A 20,598-nucleotide genomic window follows, 5' to 3' on the forward strand; every position below is an offset into this window, starting at 1 on the left:
GTTCTGGGCAGGAAAGGCCCGGGTCTTGGGCGCAAGAAAGCATCCCCCTCATCGCAAAGGAAGGCAGCCGGGGTGCCCGTCAGAAGGGGCGGAGGAGATGCGTGAAGAGCCGGCTTCGCGGCATGACGGTGTAGCCCTCCCCGTGGCGACGGTGTCCCCCCGGTCGCTGATCGACTCGCGCTGCGGCGGAGTGGTCAGCTCCTCGCAGCGCGACGATCACTTTAGGTACAGGGGTTCGAATCAACCAGGGTATTTCTTCGAGGCCGGAGCGGTGTGGCGCGAAGGGAGCCATGGGACTTCCCCCGCCCGACGGGCACAAAATCCCGTATCACCTGGGGATTTACTGTGTGCATCCCGTGAAAACCCCGTCGGGCGGGAGGCCACGCCTGGGTGAGATCGTCCAGAACCCACCCATGCCATGCCGTTCGGCGTACAGCCGGTCAGGCCTCCGGCTGGCCCGGGTCCCGGGGCAGCTGTCCCGCCCTGTCCAGCAACCCCGTCCGCGCCGCCAGCGCCGCCGCCTCCAGGCGGGAGCCCACGCCCAGTTTCATCAGGACCCGTTGGACATGGGTGCGCGCCGTCGACGGGGCGATGCCCATGCCTGCCGCGATGAGGCGGGTGTCCTCGCCGTCCGCGACGCGGACCAGGACCTCGACCTCGCGAGGTGTGAGCAGCTGGAGCAACCGCTGGCCCTCGTCGTCCGGTTGGGCCGCGGGGTTGAGCAGCTCGTTGAACGCCCCTTGCAGCAGCTGCGGCGCCACCGCCGCCTCACCGGCCCGGGCCTTCATGATCGCCCGCTCGACGCCCTCTATGCGCTCGTCGTGCCGGACGTAGCCGGAGGCTCCCGCCGCGAACGCCGCCGCGATGCCGCGGGGGCTCGGCACCGGCCCCAGGACCAGCACCGCCACCTGCGGGCGCTCCCGCTTGATCCGCACCACCGGATCGAAGATCCCCGGTTCCGCCGGCGTCGCCGTCCCCAGCAGGCACACCTCCGGCGCCCGCGTGATCACCAGCTCCGCCGCCCCCGCGGCCGGAGCCGCCGCGGCCAGCACCCGGTGCCCGCGCAGCTTCAGCGCGGAGGCCAACGCCTCGGCCAGCAAACGGTGGTCGTCGACCACCATGAGCCGCACTCCCATCGAGTAACCCCCCAGTCACCCCGGTCCCCCAGATGGAAGCCCCCCCGGCTCCCCGCTTCATGCCCCCGGAAGCTACACGCTTGTTCGACGTTGCGCTCCCCCTACCGGCGAGAATCGCCCCGATCACCGAAATTCCTCTCATGAGAGGTTGACGGGGACCTACGCGAACGGCCCCGCCCCTGAACAGGGACGGGGCCGTACCGGCATCCATTCGATCAACGAGCAGGCGTGTAACGGTCAGTTCGTGCCGAAGCCCACCGCGAGGTACTCCTTCTCGGTCGCGCTGCCGGACGGCTTGCTCGCGTACACCTTGGACATGAACAGGTGCCCGTCGGCGAAGAGCAACTCGGAGTAGTCCGGCGACATCCTGGTCTCCACGTTGCGCACCGCCTCCGTCGCCGGGTTCTCCAGCAGCTTCGTCTGCTTGAGGTCGCCCCCGTCGAGGCTCACGATCTGCCCGCCCTTGTCGTACGGCGGCTTCTTGTACGCGATCACGTTCCCGCCGTCCATACGCAGCGGCGTGATGGTGTAGCCGTTACCCGCGTCCGCCCGCTGCCCGGTCTGCTTGCCGGTGGCGAGGTCGAAGGAGACGATCTCGTTGGTCTGGTTGTACGCCTCGCCCTCGCCGTCGTGCTCCTCGGTCGGGATGTACAGCCGGTCGTTGCCCACGGCCAGCTGGTTGCAGGACTCGACGCGGCTGACGCCCTCGCAGCGGGCGGCGAACTGCTCGCCCGGTGCGGAGATGCGCGTGCGCAGCTTGCCGGTCTTGTTGTCGATGGAGAAGAAGTCCGAGATGCCGCTGCCGTCGCCCGCGGAGTCGCCGACGTCGGCGGCGACCACGAGCGGGTTGGTCGACACGATGCTCGCGTACTCGATGCCCTCCGCCATCTTGTACTCCGAGATCACCTTCCCCGACTTCGGGTCGATGGTCTGGATGTGCAGCTGCCGCTGCTCGTACGAACCGCACTTGCGCACCGCGACGAGCTTCTCGCCGCCGCCGTACCCGGCGTCGTAGCAGGAGTCGCTGGGCTTCGGGCTCCACAGGAGCTTGCCGGAGACGTCGAAGGCGGCGCCGCCGCTGGTGCTGCCCGCGGCGACGGTGTCACCGCTGATCGTGACGTTGTCGAAGCTGATCAGCTGGTCACCGGTCTTGGCGGTCTTGGTCCACAGCTCCTTGCCCGCGTCGAGGTCGAGCAGGGCGACCTGGCTGCAGCCGTGCGAGGGTTCGGCCTTGGTGGGCATCGCGGGCTGGTAGAGGATCGCCGTCAGGCCGTCCTCGGTGACCTGGCGGCTGGCCTGGCAGACCGGGCCGGACAGCGGGATCGTCCACAGCTTGCTGCCCTTGTCACGGTCGTAGCCGTTGATCTCGGCGATGCCGCTCTTGACGTACGCCTTGTCGGTGAGCCACGAGCCGGAGACGACGACCGAGCTGTCGTTCTTCACCTCGGGTGCCGGGATCTGGAAGAGGACCTTGGAGCTGGGGTCGGCCGGTGCCTTCTCCTTGCCGCCGGAGCTGGTACCGCCGTTGCCGTCGTCCGTGCCGCCGTCGCCGCCGCTGGAGTTCGCGGTGTCGTCCTTCTTGCCGTCGTCCTTGGACGAGGAGTACCAGACACCGCCGCCGATGATCAGGGCGATCGCCACGACCGCGGCGACGATGATGGCCAGCTGCGCGTTGAACTTCCTGCCCCCGCCGGGCTGTCCGGGCTGACCGGGCTGCGGCTGGAGCGGCATGGTCGCCTGCGGGTAGCCGTACCCCGGCTGCTGGCCGTACCCCGGCTGACCCGGCTGACCCGGCTGTCCGTAAGGCGCCTGCTGCGGCTGTCCGTACGGCCCCGGCTGCTGTCCCGGATAGCCGTAACCGGCCGGAGCCTGCGGCGGCTGGGGCGGCTGAGGGGCGGCCTGCGGATAGCCGTATCCCGGCTGCTGCGCGGGCGGGGTGGGAGGCGCCGGTGGAGTCGGCGGCGTCTGCGGGTAGCCGTACCCCGGCTGCGGTTCCGGGGCCTTCCCGAGGTTCGGCCCGCCCGCGGGCGGCGGACCCTGCGGGGGCTGGTCCTGGGGCGGCCCGAAGCCTCCCCCGGACGGGGGCTGCTGAGGCGGTGGGGGCGGCGGCTGGGTCATGACGTGAGTACCTCAGGGAAGGGGACGGACGACGAGGGGAGTTCGGCAGGAGGAAGAAGAGTCACTTGCCGTAGGCGAGCATCAACTTCTCCTTCGTGTCGTCGTTGCCGCTCAGCCGGGTGCTCGAGATGTAGAAGCGCCCGTCGACCCAGTCGATGTCCTTGGAGAAGAAGCCGTTCTCGATGTCCGCCGCGCCCTGCGGGTTCTGGAGCAGCTTGACCGGCTTGTGGCCGCTGCCGCCGGTCGGGATGGACACGACCTGGCCGCCCGCGTCGTACGACGGCTCGACATAGGCGATGAGCTTGTCGCCCTCGACCTTCATCGGCAGCATCGACTCGTCGGCCGGGGACTTCACGCGCCACTTCTCCTTGCCGTTCGCGAGGTTGACCGCGACGATCTCGTTGGCGCCGGTGGTCGCCTCGGTCGGCAGGTAGAGCGTGGTGTCGTCGGCGGCGACGCCCTGGCAGCCCTGGAGGTCACGCTCGAGGATGGCCCAGCCGCACTCGGGGGCGAAGTCCTCGTCGAAGCCGACCTGCGACTGGAACTTGCCGCCGGAGGTGAAGGTGGAGATGTTCCAGGCCTTCTTGTCCTCGTTGGTGCTGTAGACGACCAGCGGGCTCACGGAGTAGGTGCGCGCGACCCGCCAGCCCTTGTCGAACTTCTGGGTCCACTCGACCTTGCCGGTGCGCGGGTCGAGCTGCTGCACCTCGTCGTGCTCGTTGGTGCCTCCGGCGCCGCAGGAGGAGACGGCGATCAGCTTCTCGCCGCCGGCGAACGCGGAGGGGAAGCAGGACGCGCCGTAGCGCTTCTTGTCGAAGAGCTTGTCGCCGTTGGTGATGTCGTACGCCGTGCCGGACTGGGAGCGGCCCACCATCAGCGTCTTGCCGGTGACGGTCAGCTCGACGGAGAGCGTGGAGTCGAACAGGGCGCCGTCGGCGACCTCTTCCTTCCAGCCCTTCTCGCCGGTGTCGAGGTCGATCTCCTGGAGCTGGTTGCACTCGGCGCGGCTGCTGCTGCCGCTCATGTACGCAACGATGATCTTGTCGTCGGAGGTCTTCTCCGGCGTGGTCGCGCAGATCTTCTGCGGGAAAGTGATCGGGTCCCAGCTCGGCTTGCCGTCACCGACGTTGTAGGCGAGGAGCTGCTTGTACGCCGCCTTCACCGCGGTCTTGTCGGTGATCCACATGCCGGGGGCGTCGGCGCCGGAACCGGGCGCGTCGGGGCCCTCCTTGTACCAGAGGACCTTCGCCTCACCGGCCTGGCGGCCCTCGTTGAGGTTCTCCGGGTCCTCGCCGCCGTCGCCGTCGCCGTCACCGGGGTTGACCGGGGAGGCGCCCTGCTTGCCGTCGCCGCTCTGCTGGGCGACGGGCTTCTTCTTGCCCTTGCCGTCGTCGCCGCCGGTGACCGCCCACACGGTGCCGCCGACGACGAGCAGCGCGGCGACGGCCGCGCCGATGATCAGGGCGGGCTTGCCCTTGAAGGGGTTGCCCGAGCCGCCCCCGGGGGGCGGGGTGCCGGGCGCGCCCGGGTACTGCGGCTGCGGCGGGTAGCCGTACCCGGGCTGGCCGTACGGGCCCGGCTGCTGCGGCTGGCCGTAGGGGCCGGGCTGCTGCGGCTGGCCGTAGGGGCCGGAGTTGTACGGTCCGGGCTGCTGCGGGTAGCCGTATCCAGGCTGCGGCGGCCCCTGCGGGGGCGGCGGAGTCTGGGGCGGGCCCTGCGGTGGTGGCGGAGTCTGCGGTGCTCCGAAACCACCGCCCTGCGGCGGCTGGCCCTGCGGTGCGCCGAAGCCACCGTGAGGCGGCTGACCGGGCGGCTGGGTCATCAGCGGTTTCCCCCGTTCGATCACTGATTTTTAGCCACGCCCTGAGGTACGCGATGAGCTCAGAGTCGCTTCATAAAGTTCTAAGACGACTCTTTCTATCACCAGGTTCCGACAGCAGACCGGGCCGATCATCCCCTGTTCCCAAGGGAGGACCGGCCCGTGATGCCGTCGTTATGCGCCTTCACGCACCCTTCACGCGTCCTCGGCGAGTTCCAGCCACCGCATCTCCAGCTCCTCGCGCTGACCGGCCAACTCGCGCAGTTCGGCGTCCAGTTCGGCCACCTTCGCGAAGTCCGTGGCGTGGTCGGCGATCTGCGTGTGCAGTGTGGTCTCCTTCTCGGAGACCTTGTCGAGCTGCCGCTCGATCTTCTGGAGTTCCTTCTTCGCGGCGCGCTGGTCGGCGGCGCTCTTCTCCGGGGCCGCGGTCTGCGGCGCGGCGGCCGGGCCGGAGGAGGCACTCGCGGCCTCCTCCATGCGCTGCCGCCGCTCCAGGTACTCGTCGATGCCGCGCGGCAGCATCCGCAGGGTGCCGTCGCCGAGCAGGGCGAACACGCGGTCGGTGGTGCGCTCGATGAAGAACCGGTCGTGGGAGATGACGATCATCGAGCCGGGCCAGCCGTCGAGGACGTCCTCCAGCTGGGTCAGGGTCTCGATGTCGAGGTCGTTGGTGGGCTCGTCGAGGAAGAGGACGTTGGGCTCGTCCATGAGCAGGCGCAGCAGCTGGAGTCGCCGCCGCTCACCGCCGGAGAGGTCACCGACCGGCGTCCACTGCTTCTCCTTGCCGAAGCCGAACGTCTCGCACAGCTGCCCGGCGGTCATCTCGCGGCCCTTGCCGAGGTCGACCCGCTCGCGCACCTGCTGCACGGCCTCCAGCACGCGGGTGCTCGGGTCGAGTTCGGCGACCTCCTGCGAGAGGTAGGCCAGCTTCACGGTCTTGCCGACCCGGACGCGCCCGCCGGCGGGCTGTGCCTCACCGTCGGTCCGGGCGGCCTCGGACATGGCCCGCAACAGGGACGTCTTCCCGGCCCCGTTGACGCCGACGAGGCCGATCCGGTCGCCCGGACCGAGCTGCCAGGTGACGTGCTTGAGGAGGACCTTGGGGCCCGCCTGGACGGTGATGTCCTCCAGGTCGAACACGGTCTTGCCGAGCCGCGAGGACGCGAACTTCATCAGCTCGCTGCTGTCCCGGGGCGGCGGGACGTCCTTGATGAGCTCGTTGGCGGCCTCGACGCGGAAGCGCGGCTTGGAGGTCCGGGCGGGCGCCCCGCGCCGCAGCCAGGCCAGCTCCTTGCGGACGAGGTTCTGCCGCTTGACCTCCTCGGTGGCGGCGATGCGCTCGCGCTCGGCGCGCGCGAAGACGTAGTCGGAGTAGCCGCCCTCGTACTCGTAGACCGCGCCGCGCTGGACGTCCCACATGCGCGTGCACACCTGGTCGAGGAACCAGCGGTCGTGGGTGACGCACACCAGGGCCGAGCGGCGGCTCCGCAAGTGCCGGGCGAGCCAGGAGATGCCCTCGACGTCGAGGTGGTTGGTGGGCTCGTCGAGGACGAGCAGGTCCTGATCCTCGATGAGCAGCTTGGCGAGCGCGATACGGCGCCGCTCACCGCCGGACAGCGGCCCGATGACGGTGTCGAGCCCCTTGGGGAACCCCGGCAGGTCGAGCCCGCCGAACAGGCCGGTCAGGACGTCCCGGACCTTGGCGTCGCCCGCCCACTCGTGGTCGGCCATGTCGCCGATGACCTCGTGGCGGACGGTGGCCTCGGGGTCGAGGGAGTCGTGCTGGGTGAGCACACCGCTGCGCAGGCCGCCGGAGTGCGTGACGCGCCCGGTGTCGGCCTCCTCCTGCTTGGCGAGCATCCGGATCAGCGTGGTCTTGCCGTCGCCGTTGCGGCCGACGACGCCGATGCGGTCCCCTTCGGAAACTCCGAGGGAGACGCCGTCGAGCAGGGCGCGGGTGCCGTACACCTTGCTGACGTTCTCGACATTGACCAGGTTGACGGCCATTACTCTCCTGACAGGCGGGACGATCGACTCTCCAGGGTAGTCGGGCCGCGAGGTGCTCCGGCCGGGGTCCTCAGAAGCTCTCGCCGGTCTCCTGGCGGCGTTGGTACCGCCGCACGTCCAGCAGCCTCTCGTCGTACGGCAGCTCCGGGTCCACGGGGCCGATCCGGTGCTCGGCCTCCACGCAGCGCGGGTCGTCACGGACGGCCAGTCCGGACACCGCGCAGAGCCGGATCGGCTGCCGCTCGTCATGGGTGAGCGCGACCAGCGCGTCCCCCGCCTCCGGTTCGCGGCCCCGGTAGTGCGCGAGCCAGTGGCACACCGCCTCGCGCACGAAGGGGTCCTCGTCGCGGGCCAGGGTGAGTACGGCGGTGAGGCTCTCGGGGCGGACCGGGGACGAGCCGTCCTCGGGGTACTCCAGGGTCTCGGGAACCAGGGCGCGCACCCTCGGGTCCGGGTGGGTCAGGTTCGACAGTCCGACGGCCTCGATCTCCGGGGCGTTGTCGTGGGTCATCGCATGCAGGACGACCGCCAGCACCTCCGGGTCCTGCTCCTGCTCGGCCCAGGGCACGAGCTCCCTCCCCCGGGTCCAGAACGGCTGGCGCCCGGTGAGGAGGTCCCCGAAGATCAGGGACAGCAGGAGATCGGCGCCGAGCAGACGGTGCAGCCGGTCGGGGTGGTTGAGCAGGTCCCTGCTCCACTGCCAGGTCTCCTCGTCGACCCGGCGGCCGAGCGTGAAGACGACGTCGCACCACACGACGTGGCCCCGGTCGGGGTGGGCGAGGGCACGCGCGACCAGGTCGTCGAAGTGGGTGCGGATGCCGTAGCGGGCCTCCATGGAGGTGAGGACCGCCCGGTGCTCGTCGCGCACGGTCACCCCGCCCAGCGTCAGCTGCTCACACCAGTAGTCGATCTGGTCGTCCTCGATCCGGACCCGCTCGACGGGCCCGGTGAGTCCGGTGAGGCGGCGCAGCTCCGCCTCCGCACCCGTCTCGGCCCAGTGCCGGGCACGGGCCAGCAGCTCCTGGCGCACCGACGCGGGGAGGGGCGCCCGGTGCCTGGCGAGTACGTCGACCATGTGGTGCGACCCGCCGTCCACGGCCCGCAGCAGCGGGGTGGTCCCGTCGGGCAGCCGGCGCAGCGGGTCGGCGCCGGCTGCGAGCAGCGCCGCGACGACCGGTTCGTCGTACGCCGCCACGGCCCGGCACAGGACCGGGATGCCGTCGGTCCCGTCGAGGGTGTCGGGGTCGGCCCCGGCCTCCAACGACGCCCGGACCTCGTCCACGTCTCCGCCCAGCACGGCCGCGACCAGTCGCTCCACTGTGCCCCCCATGTCGACAACCGGGGGAGCCTATGCGGCTCGCGGCGGTAGGGGCACGCGATTAACCGGCGCCGGCCACCGTCGCTCCGGGCGCCGGGCCCGACGCCGTGCGCACGGTCCGGCAGGTGCCCGACGCCAACAGCTCCTGCGCCACCGCGGCCGCCGACTCCGGGCCGCGGACGAGGAACGCCGTGGTCGGTCCGGAGCCGGAGACCAGGGCGGCGAGGGCACCGGCGGCACGGCCGGTGGCCAGGGTCCCGGCGAGCTCCGGGAAGAGGGAGAGGGCGGCGGGCTGGAGGTCGTTGGAGACGGCGGCGGCGAGCGCGTCCGGGTCGCCCTTGGCGAGGGCGGCGATGAGTTCCTGGGAGGCGACCGGGTCCGGGACGTCCGTGCCCTCGCCGAGACGGTCGAACTCCCGGAACACGGCCGGGGTGGACAGGCCCCGGTCGGCCATCGCGAACACCCAGTGGAAGGTGCCGCCGGTCTCCAGGGGCGTCAGCTGCTCGCCCCGCCCGATCCCGAGGGCCGCCCCACCCACCAGGCTGAACGGCACGTCGCTGCCCAACTCGGCGCAGATGGCGAGCAGTTCCTCGCGGGAAGCACCGGTCCCCCACAGCGCGTCGCAGGCCACCAGGGCACCGGCGCCGTCCGCGCTGCCGCCCGCCATGCCGCCGGCGACGGGGATGTCCTTGGCGATGTGGATGTGGACGCCGGGATCACGGCCGTACCGCGCGGCGAGCGCTTCGGCCGCCCGTGCGGCCAGGTTCGTACGGTCCAGCGGGACCTGGCCCGCGTCCGGGCCGGCGCAGGTGATGCGGAGCTCGTCGGCGGGGGTGACGGTGACCTCGTCGTAGAGGCTGACCGCGAGGAAGACGTTGGCCAGGGGGTGGAAGCCGTCGGAGCGGGCGGGCCCCACCGCCAGCTGGACGTTGACCTTGGCGGGGACGCGGACCGTGACGCTCACGCGGTCTCCTTCTCCTCGTGCCGGTCCGCCTTGTGCTCGGCGATCCGGGCGAACTCCTCCACGGTCAGCGACTCGCCCCGGGCCTGCGGGGAGACCCCGGCGGCGACCAGGGCGGTCTCGGCTGCGGCGGCGGAACCGGCCCAGCCGGCGAGCGCGGCCCGCAGGGTCTTGCGGCGCTGGGCGAACGCCGCGTCCACGACGGCGAAGACCTCGGCCTTGGACGCCGTCGTCTTGACCGGCTCGGTCCGGCGGACCAGGGAGACCAGGCCGCTGTCGACGTTGGGCGCCGGCCAGAAGACGTTCCGGCCGATGGCGCCGGCGCGCTTGACCTCGGCGTACCAGTTGGCCTTGACCGACGGCACGCCGTACACCTTCGAACCGGGGTCGGCGGCGAGGCGGTCGGCGACCTCCGACTGGACCATGACGAGGGTGCGTTCGATGGTCGGGAAGGTGTCGAGCATGTGCAGCAGGACCGGGACGGCCACGTTGTAGGGGAGGTTGGCGACCAGCGCGGTCGGGCCGGGTCCCGGGAGCTCCGTGACGTGCATCGCGTCGGAGTGGACGAGGGCGAAGCGGTCGGCGCGGTCCGGCATGCGGGCCGTGACGGTGGCGGGCAGCGCGGCGGCGAGGACGTCGTCGATCTCGACGGCCGTGACGCGGTCGGCGGCCTCCAGCAGGGCGAGCGTCAGTGACCCGAGCCCCGGGCCGACCTCGACGACGGTGTCGTCGGGGCGGACCTGTGCGGTGCGGACGATGCGGCGGACGGTGTTCGCGTCGATCACGAAGTTCTGGCCGCGTTGTTTGGTGGGGCGTACGCCGAGGGTGGTCGCTAGTTCGCGGATGTCGGCGGGGCCGAGGAGGGCGTCGGGGGTGGGGCTGGTCACGGGGACAAGGGTACGGGGGGTTTCGTGGGGTGGGGTTCCTGGTGCTCGGGGTGGGGCTGGGGGCGGGGCGTCGCGCAGCCCGGCGGGGCGGGGTGCTGCTGCGCCCACCCGTGCCGCCCCAAGCGGCACGACTGCCCGCAGTTGAGCGGGACGGGCCCGCCGGCTGTCAGCCGTGCAGTCTGCCGCCGCAATGGGGCCACGGGCTTGTGCCCTGTCTCACGTAGAGCTTCTTCGCTCGGTAGGTCTGTTCTGCCGCTGGGGCTTCCTGGGGGCGGCCTCGGCCGCCGAGGGACTGCCAGGTCTGGGTGTCGAACTGGTACAGGCCGCCGTAGGTGCCCGAGGAGTCGACCGCGTCGGGGCGGCCACCGGACTCGCAGTTGGCGAGGCCCTGCCAGTCGAGGTGGTCGGCGCCCTGCACGGAGTCCGGAGGGGTTCTGGTGCCGACCTTCACCAGTTGCGGGCGCGGTGCGCGCACCAGCTCGGCCTTCACGCGGCGCGGCTTCTGCTTGACGCCGTTGACCGTGCGCAGGGCGTAGGTGACGCGACGCAGACCGGGCTCTCCCGCCTGTTCGACGACCTCCGTGCCGCGGAACAGGGCCGGGTCCTCGGTCCGCTGCACGTGGAAGGGGACCGGCTCGTCACGGACCTCCCGGCCGCCGGTGATCCGCAGCACCGTGACGGTCTGCCCGTCGCGCGGGAAGCTTCCCTGCGGGACCGAGGTGGTGTCCTGGCCGCGCAGGGTGATCCCGGCCTCCTCGACCGCGTCCAGCACGGTGGCCGCGTTGGTGCGGACGGTGCGGGCCCGGCCGTCCGCCATGATCGTGACCGTGCGCTCGGTCCGTACGTCCAGCGCGAGCCCCGCGCGGCCGATCCGCCGGGCGCGGGACGTGGACACGTACGCGCCTTCCTGGCGCACCCCGAGCTGTCTGAGCGCCCCGTCGACCGTGTGGGCGGTCGTCCACACCTCGCGCCGGTGGCCGTCGAGGGTGAGCCGCACGGGGCGGGCGTAGTGCACGGCGACCTGGTCGCCGCTGGTGATCCGGGCGCCGGGGCCGGGTGCGACCACGTCGTGGGCGCCGACCTCGACGCCCTCCTCCGCCAGCAGCTCGGTGACGTCGTCGGCGAAGGTGTGCAGGGTGCGGGTCTTGCCGTCGACGTTCAGCTCGATCGCCTTGTCCTTGGCGACGAACGCCGTGGTGCCGCCCGCCAGGAAGGCGACGACCAGGGCCTGTGGGAGCAGTCGCCGCATGGAGCCGTCGCCAGGGCGTTCGACGTACCGCGTCTTACGCCGCCGCGCTGATCTGCGGTGGGAGCCGTTACGCGCCCCCGTACGCGATCCGGCACGTGCCTCGGCGCGCGCTTCGGCGCGTGATCCGGCCCGCGTTTCCGTACGCGCGTCCGGCCGAGATTCCCTACGGGGTTCCACACGCGATTCCCCACGGGGTTCCACACGCGATTCCCCACGGGGGTCCATGCGGGGTTCCCCACGGGGTTCCATACGGGGTTCCATACGCGGCCCCGGGCGGGGTGTGAGACCCCGCCGGGGCAGTCCGGGCAGGGGTGGTGCCTCGTAGGCGGGCCGGTAGGTGTCCTCGTGAGCGTCGGTCGTCCCGTAGCCGAGCGTCTCGGTGGTGTGCAGATCGGCCGGGGGCGTGTCGTAGCCGCCGTACACCGGTTCCAGGTAGGCCGGGCCGTACGTCTCGTACGTCTCGTAGTGCGAGTTGCTCACGCCGACGCGCTCCAGGGGCCGGAGGGGGTCCAGAGGGGTCCGGATCGGGCCCCCAGAACCTAGCGGAGCGATCGTCACTCTCCAAAGCGACGCGACTACGCACAGTCGTGCGGTGGAGGTGGCGGAAACCGCGGAGCCGGCGCAGTCGGCGCAGTCGGCGGGTCAGCCGGAGGTCAGTAGCCGAAGGCGCGTGCCGTGTTCGCCGCGAGGGCCGTCGCCAGCGCGTCCTCGTCGGTGCCGCGCACGTCGGCCATGGCCCGCACGGTGATCGGCACGAGGTACGGGGCGTTCGGCCGACCCCGGTACGGCGCCGGAGTGAGAAAGGGCGCGTCCGTCTCGACCAGCAGCAGCTCCAGCGGGGCCACCGCCACCGCGTCCCGCAGGTTCTGGGCGTTCTTGAAGGTGACGTTGCCGGCGAAGGACATGAAGTAGCCCGCGCTCGCGCAGATCTCCGCCATCTCGGCGTCGCCGGAGTAGCAGTGGAAGACGGTACGCTCGGGAGCGCCCTCCTCCTTCAGCACGCGCAGGACGTCGGCGTGGGCCTCGCGGTCGTGGATGACCAGGGCCTTGCCGTGCCGCTTGGCGATCTCGATGTGGGCGCGGAAAGACCTCTCCTGGGCCTCTTTGCCCTCGGGCCCGGTGCGGAAGTAGTCGAGGCCCGTCTCACCGACGCCCTTGACCTGCTCCAGCGCGGCCAGCCGGTTGATCTCGGCGAGCGCCTCGTCCAGTGCGGTCTGCCCGCCCGGTTCGCGCGCGCCCTGGCGCGACCAGCCGTCCGGGTCGCCGTGCACGATGCGCGGGGCCTCGTTCGGGTGCAGGGCGACGGTCGCGTGGACGGCGTCGTACGCCGCCGCCGTGTCGGCCGCCCACCGGGAGCCCTTGAGGTCGCAGCCGACCTGCACGACCGTCGTCACCCCGACCGACGCCGCCTTCGCCAGGGCCTCCTCGACCGTGCCGGACTGCATGTCCAGGTGGGTGTGGGAATCGGCGACCGGTACCCGGAGGGGTTCCGGGAGGGGTGGGGCCGCGTTCTTGTCCTGCCGGCCGGAGTCGTTCGAAGGCATGCCCCGATCCTACGAAAGGGCGACGCCCTCCCCGATGGGGGAGGACCGGGGAGGGCGTCGACAAGGGGAGCCGGACGGGTCAGCTCGCCTTGCGCTGGAAGGGGTGCAGCAGGTCGGACAGATGCCAGTGGTGTTCGCCCTTCTCCTGGTCGCCGGCGTCGTCGGTCTCGGCGTCCGGCGTCGGGGCCTGCGCGGGCCCGGCCGGGGACACGCGCTCGGGCCGGTGCGCCGCGTCACGGGCCGACGCGACCCGTCCGGCCCGCATGATCCGCACGACGTGACCGTCACAGTTGTGGCAGGTGGGCTTGCTCAGAGGGGAGGGCACGACCTTGCCGTCCGCGACGTAGAGGACGAACTCGTGCCCCGCGGCGTCCGTGTGGTGCTCTATCTCGAACGCCTGCTCCCAGCCGTGCCCGCATCGCATGCAGGCGAAGGAGTACGACTCGTGGACGACGGCGTTCGCACCGGCGCGGAGCCCGGTCTGCCCTGCGATCTCACTCATGCCAGCTCCAGTTGGTCCGCTGAGGCGTGAGGACGATTCCGTCCCCGCAACCCAGTGGACTCCTCAGCCGTCCGTAAGGCAGCAGACCTGCTTGAGTATTGGCGCCGATTTGGGCCTTCCTTGCCCCAGTGACGGGTCCCCTTTGCCCACCCATGGGGCGCCCGCTCAAACGAAAAGCGCCCTGCTCAGAGGCTACTTAGCGCCCCTTTACACGGGCAGCCGTCACCCGGAATGCTTCGCAGCAACAACGGCATCAAAAACCACTCGCTTCGGCACACCGGCTTCTTGCGCCACAGCGGCGATGGCCTCCTTACGCCGCTCCCCCGCCTCCTCCCGCACCCGGACCCGCCGCACGAACTCCTCGGGCCCGACTTCCTCCGGCCCCTTCTCGGGAGCCCCCTCCACCACGACGGTGATCTCCCCCCGCACTCCCTCAGCGGCCCAGGCCGCCAGCTCCCCCAGCGCCCCGCGCCGAACCTCCTCGTACGTCTTCGTCAGCTCCCGGCACACCGCCCCCCGCCGCTCCGCCCCGAACACCTCGGCCATCGCGGCGAGCGTGTCGTCGAGCCGATGCGGAGCCTCGAAGTAGACGAGCGTCCGCCGCTCCCCGGCCACCTCCCGCAGCCGCCCCAGCCGCTCCCCCGCCTTGCGCGGCAGGAACCCCTCGAAGCAGAAGCGGTCCACGGGCAGCCCCGACAGCGCGAGCGCGGTGAGCACGGCCGACGGCCCGGGCACGGCGGTCACCCGCACGTCCCTCTCGACGGCGGCCGCGACCAGCCGGTACCCCGGGTCGGACACGGACGGCATCCCCGCGTCCGTGACGAGCAGCACCCGCGCCCCGCCCACCAGCTCCTCGACCAGCTCCGGTGTGCGCGCGGACTCGTTGCCCTCGAAGTACGACACCACCCGCCCCTTGGGCGTGACGCCCAGCGCCTGGGTCAGCCGCCGCAGCCGGCGCGTGTCCTCGGCGGCGACGACGTCGGCTCCGGCCAGTTCCTCGGCGAGCCGGGGCGGCGCGTCCGAGATGTCGCCGATGGGGGTGCCTGCGAGTACGAGGATTCCGGTCACGCCCCCATCCTCCCAGGGGCGGAGGTTGCGGACGCATACCGGCCATGCACGGGACTCACACAGCACGGTTCCCTACGATGGCGCGGTGACCAGTACCGCGTCCTCCACGGACACCCGGCAGGGCCAGGCGCCGCACGAGCAGCGGCCGTCCTGGCAGCAGCGGCTGCGCCGCTTCGGCTATCGGCAGCCCGAAAGCGACGCCCGTGAGCCCCGTGACGTCCGTGACCGTCTGGTGCCGCCGTACACCGAGCCCAGCCCGCGCCTGTGGGCCGCGCTCGGCATCTCGTACCCGCTCGCGGGGCGGCTGGTGCGCTGGTCGGGCTGGATCGGCCCGCTGCTCGTCACGCTGCTGGCGGGAGTGCTGCGGTTCTGGAACCTGGGCAGCCCGAAGGCGGTGATATTCGACGAGACGTACTACGCGAAGGACGCGTGGGCGCTCGTCCACCGCGGTTTCGAGGTCAACTGGGACAAGAACGCCAACGACCTGGTCCTCTCGTCCGGCGGGCACGTCACCATCCCGACCGAGGCGGCGTACGTCGTGCACCCGCCGGTCGGTAAGTACGTGATCGGGCTCGGGGAGCTGCTGTTCGGCTTCGACCCGTTCGGCTGGCGGTTCATGACCGCGCTGCTCGGCACGCTCTCGGTGCTGCTGCTGTGCCGGATCGGCCGGCGGCTGTTCCGCTCCACCTTCCTGGGCTGCCTCGCGGGCGCGCTGATGGCGGTGGACGGCCTGCACTTCGTGATGAGCCGCACGGCGCTGCTCGACGGCGTGCTGATGTTCTTCGTGCTGGCCGCGTTCGGCTGTCTGCTCATCGACCGGGACAGGACCCGCGCGAAACTCGCCGCCGCGCTCCCGGTGGACGCGGACGGCCGGGTCCGTCCCGACCGGCACATCGCCGAGACGGCCCGCCTCGGTCTGCGGCCCTGGCGCTGGGCGACCGGTCTGATGCTGGGCCTGGCCATCGCCACGAAGTGGAACGGCCTCTACATCCTGGCCGCGTTCTGTCTGATGGCGGTCCTGTGGGACGTCGGTTCGCGCAAGGTCGCCGGGGCCCGGCACCCGTACTCGGCGGTGCTGCGGCGCGACACCGGCCTGGCGTTCGTCGCCACCGTCCCGGTCGCGATCGTCACCTACGTCCTCTCCTGGACCGGCTGGATCCTCTCCCCGACCGACGGCTCCGGCGGCTACTTCCGCAACTGGGCCGCGACCAGCGGCAAGGGCGGCGGCTGGACCTTCCTGCCCGACTGGCTGCGCAGCCTGTGGCACTACGAGCACCAGGTGTACGAGTTCCACGTCGGCCTGTCCTCGCCGCACACCTACCAGTCGAACCCGTGGAGCTGGCTGGTCCTGGGCCGCCCGGTGTCGTACTTCTACGAGTCCCCGGCGCCCGGCCGGGACGGCTGCCCCGCCGACGCCGGCGAGAAGTGCGCCCGCGAGGTCCTCGCCCTCGGCACGCCGCTGCTGTGGTGGGTGGGCTGCCTCGCGGTGCTCTACGTCCTGTGGCGCTGGCTGCTGCGCCGCGACTGGCGCGCGGGCGCCATCGCCTGCGGTATCGCGGCCGGCTACCTGCCCTGGTTCATGTACCAGGAGCGCACGATCTTCTTCTTCTACGCCATCGTCTTCCTGCCCTTCCTGTGCCTGGCGGTGGCCATGCTCCTGGGCGCGATCATCGGACCGCCCCGCTCCTCCGACACCCGCCGCGTCGTGGGCGCCACGGGCGCGGGCGTCCTCGTCCTGCTGATCGCCTGGAACTTCATCTACTTCTGGCCCCTCTACACCGGCCAGGCCATCCCGATCGACGACTGGCGGGCGCGGATGTGGCTGGACACCTGGGTATGACTCCCCGTACGAACCGGGGGGTTGGGGATGGATCAGGGATTAGCCGGACTTCTCGCAGGCATAGCGGGACTCATCGGTACGGGAGTCGGAGGGCTCGCCACGGCGTACGGCGCCCGCCTCGGTGCCGCCAAGACGCTCGAGGCCGCACACGCCCAGGTCGAGGCACAGTCCGGAGCTGAGCACGAGCACTGGGTGCGAGAGCAGCGTCGGCAGGCGTGTTCGGACATATTGGACGCCTATGGGACGTTCATGCTGTCGTTCAACCGCGTCACGGACAGCGTCTGGGGCCACGTGCAGCCGGCGGACAGCGACTTCGAAGCCGTGAAGGACGACGCGCGGAACTTCTATCTCGCGGGCGAGCGCCTCGGCTTGTGGGGGCCGGACGAACTCGTGGCGCGCTTCTCGCCGATCAGAGGCGCGGTGGAGGAATTGCAGTCCCTCGCGTTCGACTCGTACGACGTCGTGGCGTCGGCCGACGCGGCCGTGATCAGCAGTCATTACGACGCGTGCAGGCTCAAGGGCGACTCGGCCAAAGCCGCGAGGGCGCAGTTCATGACCGTCGCGCGCCGCGCCCTGGGGAGCCCGCTCTGAGCCCCGGCAGCGGGGTTCGAGATTGATCCCTGTTCGGCCAAGAATCGAAACTCAGGTCCCGACAGTAACCGCTTCCGCATAGAGTGCCCCCGGGATCGAGCTTTCTGAACGCGTTCAAAGGAGCGCGGAAGGCTCAACGGGGAGGGGACCGCCTCATGGGCAAGGGGGTCAAGGTCGCCGTCATAGGCGGCGTGTTCGCGGTGATGGTGGGTGGGGCCGGATACGGGGCCTACAACATCGTGAGCGCGCTGAACGGCGACGGGGGCACGAGCGGGGTGGCCGCGGGGAAGAAGTCGGGCCCGCCCGGCAAGGACGAGGTCGAGGAGACCACGGCCAAGTTCTTCGCGGCCTGGCAGGAGGGCACGGTCGCGACAGCGGCGTCGTACACCAACAACGACGCGGCCGCGGATCAGCTGCTGACCGCCTTCGCCACCGACGCGCACATCACCGACGTCAAGATCACTCCGGGCCCCGCGAAGGGCACCACGGTGCCGTACACGGTGAAGGCGAAGGTGTCCTACGACGGGAAGTCCAAGCCGCTCAGCTACAAGAGCAAGCTGACGGTCGTACGCGGCCTCACCACCGGCCGGGCGCTGGTCGACTGGCAGCCGTCCGTCGTCCACCCCGAGCTGAGGAAGGACGACACGCTGGTCACGGAGCAGTCGGCCAGCCCGCCCATCGAGGCCGTGGGCCGCGACGGCTCGGTCCTCACGAAGGAGAAGTACCCCTCCCTCGGCCCGGTCCTGGACGCCCTGCGCGACAAGTACGGCGAGAAGGCCGGCGGCTCCCCCGGCATCGAGCTGGTCGTCCGGCACAACGGCAACGGAGCTCCCGACACACCGCTACTGACCCTCGCCAAGGGCAAGCCCGGCAAGCTCGACACCACGATCAGCCCGAGCGCGCAGGCGGCGGCCGAGAAGGCGGTCAAGCGGTTCGCCGAGTCGTCGGTGGTGGCCGTCAAGCCGAGCACGGGCGAGGTGCTGGCTGTGGCGAACAACCGTACGGACGGCTTCAACGCGGCCTTCCAGGGCCAGGCGGCCCCGGGCTCCACGATGAAGATCATCACCGCCGCGATGCTCATCGACAACGGCGTGACCTCGATGAACGGCCCGGCGCCCTGCCCGACCGACGCCGTGTGGCAGGGCCAGACCTTCAAGAACCTCGAGGGCATGAAGCCCGACGAGGGCGCCACACTCGCGGGCAGCTTCATGCGGTCCTGCAACACCGCCTTCATCAAGCTCATCGACGAGAAGCCGCTCACCGACGCCTCGCTGACCCAGGAGGCCGAGGAGCACTTCGGCCTCGGCCAGGACGACTGGAAGACCGGCGTCGCCTCCTTCGACGGCCGCGTCCCCACGGTCAGCGGCCCGGACCGGGCGGCGGGCGCCATCGGGCAGGGCCAGGTCCAGATGAGCCCGCTGAACATGGCCTCGGTGACGGCCACCGCGATCACCGGCACCTTCCGCCAGCCCTACCTGGTCTCCCCGGAGCTGGACGACCGTGAGCTCGCCCGGGCCGAGGGCCTGAAGGCCGGCACCGCCGACCAGCTGAGGCAGATGATGCGGCTCACCGCCACCCAGGGCACCGCCCAGGAGGCCATGCGGGGACTCCGCGGCGACATCGGTGCCAAGACCGGCTCCGCCGAGGTCGACGGCAACGCCAAGTCCAACAGCTGGTTCACCGGATTCCGGGGCGACATCGCGGCCGCGGCCATGACGGAGGAGGGCGGTCACGGCGGTGACGCGGCCGGTCCGATTGTCGCAGCCGTGCTACGAACGGGCGGCTGATCTCATCCGGGCCGGGCGGGACTCTAGGGTGGTGGCGTCGTTGGTACAGCTGAGGGCAACGGGGACCCTGGGGATTCGCGGAGGAACGGACAGCAGTGGGCAACAGAAGGCGCGTCGCCGAGCGACGGAAGACGAAGCCCGCAGTGATCGGCGGGATGATCGCCGTGGTCGTCGGCGGAGCCGGGTTCGGCGCCTACGCGCTGTACGGCGGTGGTGCGGCGGCCGACGACGGGTCCAGATCGGCCTCCGCCGACGAGAAGCCCAAGGTGAAGACCGGGCCCCTGTCACCGTCCGAGGTCACCACCACCGCGCGGGCCTTCCTCACCGCCTGGCAGTCGGGGAAGGTCCCGCAGGCCGCCGCGGCCACCGACGACCCGGCCGCGGCGAAGCTGCTGCTCACCGGCTACACCAAGGACGCCCGCATCAAGGACGTCACCGTCACCCCGGGCACGCCCACGGGTGACAAGGTGCCGTTCTCCGTCAAGGGCACCGTGGCGTACAAGGACACCGAGAAGCCCCTGACGTACGAGAGCGCGCTGACCGTCATGCGCCGCACCAGCGACGGAAAGCCGCTGGTGGACTGGCACTCGGCGGTCGTCCACCCGGATCTGAAGGACGGCGACACGCTGGTCACGGGCGAGGCGGGCACGCCCCCCGTCAAGGCGCTCGACCGGGACGGCGGCGAGCTGACCAAGCAGAAGTACGCCTCGCTCGGCCCGGTCCTGGACGGGCTGCGCGAGAAATACGGCAAGGAGGCCGGCGGCAAGGCCGGCATCGAGCTCCGGGTCGTCCGCGGGAAGGCCGCCAAGGAGAAGGACCTGTCCGACAAGACCCTGCTGGAGCTGAGCGAGGGCACGCCGGGCACGGTGAAGACCACGCTGGACCCCGCCCTCCAGGCCGCCGCCGAGAAGCAGGTCGCGAAGAAGGCCAAGTCGTCGGTGGTCCTGATGCGGGTGTCGACCGGCGAGATCCTGGCCGCCGCCAACGCCTCGCCCGGCTTCAACACCGCCTTCCAGGGCTCCCTCGCCCCGGGCTCCACGATGAAGGTCATCACCTCGTCGCTGCTGATCGAGAAGGGTCTGGCCTCGGCGGACAAGAAGCACCCGTGCCCGAAGTACTTCACGTACGGGCACTGGAAATTCCAGAACGACGACAAGTTCGAGATCAAGGACGGCACGTTCAAGGCGAGCTTCGCCCGCTCCTGCAACACGGCCTTCATCAGCCAGGCGCCGAAGCTGAAGGACGACGACCTGACCAAGCAGGCCCAGCAGGTCTTCGGCCTCGGGCTGAACAACTGGGCGATCGGGGTGCCGTCCTTCGACGGCGCGGTGCCGGTGCAGTCGGCGGCCCAGAAGGGCGCCTCGCTGATCGGGCAGGGCGGGGTCCGGATGAACCCGCTGAACATGGCGTCGGTGTCGGCGACGATCAAGTCCGGCACCTTCCACCAGCCGTACCTGGTCTCCCCGGACGTGGACGGACGCCGGCTCGCAAAGGCCTCCCGCACGATGTCCTCGGGCACGCTGGGCCAGATGCGTGAGCTGATGTCGTACACGGCCGCCTACGGCACGGCCGCCGAGGCGATGGCCGGGGTCAGCGGTGACGTCGGCGCGAAGACCGGCTCCGCCGAGGTCGACGGGCAGAAGAAGCCCAACGGCTGGTTCACCGCCTACCGGGGCGACCTGGCCGCCGCGGGCGTGGTCCAGCAGGGCGGCCACGGCGGATCGACGGCCGGGCCGATCGTGGCGGCGCTGCTGAAGATGGGCGGCTGAGC

Annotated in this window: 15 protein-coding genes; 4 read left to right on the top strand and 11 right to left on the bottom strand. The window is 71.2% G+C overall.

All coding sequences use genetic code 11. The features are described from left to right. Positions 1-440 precede the first annotated feature (440 nt). The 11 genes from ABZ016_RS12160 to rsmI form a co-directional block, all read right to left on the bottom strand. Positions 441-1,136 (bottom strand): response regulator transcription factor, encoded by a 696-nt coding sequence (locus ABZ016_RS12160; RefSeq protein WP_356916470.1) that lies wholly within the window; start codon positions 1,134-1,136, stop codon positions 441-443. 237 nt (positions 1,137-1,373) lie between these two features. Further along, positions 1,374-3,254, bottom strand: coding sequence for a PQQ-binding-like beta-propeller repeat protein (locus ABZ016_RS12165; protein ID WP_356916471.1), 1,881 nt, complete (start codon positions 3,252-3,254; stop codon positions 1,374-1,376). Between the two features lie 61 nt (positions 3,255-3,315). After that, on the bottom strand, positions 3,316-5,076 hold the full coding sequence (locus tag ABZ016_RS12170; RefSeq protein ID WP_356916472.1) for a PQQ-binding-like beta-propeller repeat protein: 1,761 nt from the start codon (positions 5,074-5,076) through the stop codon (positions 3,316-3,318). Between the two features lie 192 nt (positions 5,077-5,268). After that, complete coding sequence (locus ABZ016_RS12175) at positions 5,269-7,080, bottom strand: ABC-F family ATP-binding cassette domain-containing protein (RefSeq protein ID WP_356916473.1); 1,812 nt, start codon at positions 7,078-7,080, stop codon at positions 5,269-5,271. A 70-nt stretch (positions 7,081-7,150) separates the two neighbouring features. Next, complete coding sequence (locus ABZ016_RS12180) at positions 7,151-8,410, bottom strand: hypothetical protein (protein WP_356916474.1); 1,260 nt, start codon at positions 8,408-8,410, stop codon at positions 7,151-7,153. A 49-nt stretch (positions 8,411-8,459) separates the two neighbouring features. Continuing rightward, on the bottom strand, positions 8,460-9,362 hold the full coding sequence (locus ABZ016_RS12185) for a 4-(cytidine 5'-diphospho)-2-C-methyl-D-erythritol kinase (protein WP_356916475.1): 903 nt from the start codon (positions 9,360-9,362) through the stop codon (positions 8,460-8,462). Further along, positions 9,359-10,246, bottom strand: a complete 888-nt coding sequence (gene rsmA / locus ABZ016_RS12190) for a 16S rRNA (adenine(1518)-N(6)/adenine(1519)-N(6))-dimethyltransferase RsmA (RefSeq protein ID WP_356916476.1) — start codon at positions 10,244-10,246, stop codon at positions 9,359-9,361. The genes ABZ016_RS12185 and rsmA overlap by 4 nt, the downstream gene beginning before the upstream one ends. A gap of 166 nt (positions 10,247-10,412) precedes the next feature. After that, positions 10,413-11,975 (bottom strand): ubiquitin-like domain-containing protein, encoded by a 1,563-nt coding sequence (locus tag ABZ016_RS12195; RefSeq protein WP_356916477.1) that lies wholly within the window; start codon positions 11,973-11,975, stop codon positions 10,413-10,415. Between the two features lie 173 nt (positions 11,976-12,148). Further along, positions 12,149-13,039: a TatD family hydrolase gene (locus ABZ016_RS12200; protein WP_356916478.1), complete on the bottom strand. Its 891-nt coding sequence runs from the start codon at positions 13,037-13,039 to the stop codon at positions 12,149-12,151. A gap of 79 nt (positions 13,040-13,118) precedes the next feature. After that, complete coding sequence (locus ABZ016_RS12205; protein ID WP_356916479.1) at positions 13,119-13,541, bottom strand: hypothetical protein; 423 nt, start codon at positions 13,539-13,541, stop codon at positions 13,119-13,121. Positions 13,542-13,763: 222 nt separating this feature from the next. Then, positions 13,764-14,609, bottom strand: a complete 846-nt coding sequence (gene rsmI / locus ABZ016_RS12210; protein ID WP_356916480.1) for a 16S rRNA (cytidine(1402)-2'-O)-methyltransferase — start codon at positions 14,607-14,609, stop codon at positions 13,764-13,766. 85 nt (positions 14,610-14,694) lie between these two features. Between rsmI and ABZ016_RS12215 the strand changes: the two genes are divergently transcribed. The 4 genes from ABZ016_RS12215 (at position 14,695) to ABZ016_RS12230 (ending at position 20,596) form a co-directional block, all read left to right on the top strand. Further along, positions 14,695-16,449: a phospholipid carrier-dependent glycosyltransferase gene (locus tag ABZ016_RS12215; protein WP_356916481.1), complete on the top strand. Its 1,755-nt coding sequence runs from the start codon at positions 14,695-14,697 to the stop codon at positions 16,447-16,449. A gap of 27 nt (positions 16,450-16,476) precedes the next feature. Next, complete coding sequence (locus tag ABZ016_RS12220) at positions 16,477-17,040, top strand: hypothetical protein (protein WP_356916482.1); 564 nt, start codon at positions 16,477-16,479, stop codon at positions 17,038-17,040. A 155-nt stretch (positions 17,041-17,195) separates the two neighbouring features. Continuing rightward, a complete protein-coding gene (locus ABZ016_RS12225; protein WP_356916483.1) occupies positions 17,196-18,827 on the top strand; it encodes a penicillin-binding transpeptidase domain-containing protein in 1,632 nt (543 codons plus the stop codon). A gap of 95 nt (positions 18,828-18,922) precedes the next feature. Beyond that, a complete protein-coding gene (locus ABZ016_RS12230) occupies positions 18,923-20,596 on the top strand; it encodes a penicillin-binding transpeptidase domain-containing protein (RefSeq protein WP_356916484.1) in 1,674 nt (557 codons plus the stop codon). The last annotated feature ends 2 nt before the right edge of the window (positions 20,597-20,598 follow it).

Source organism: Streptomyces sp. NPDC006372 (genome assembly GCF_040612515.1).
Taxonomy (GTDB): domain Bacteria; phylum Actinomycetota; class Actinomycetes; order Streptomycetales; family Streptomycetaceae; genus Streptomyces.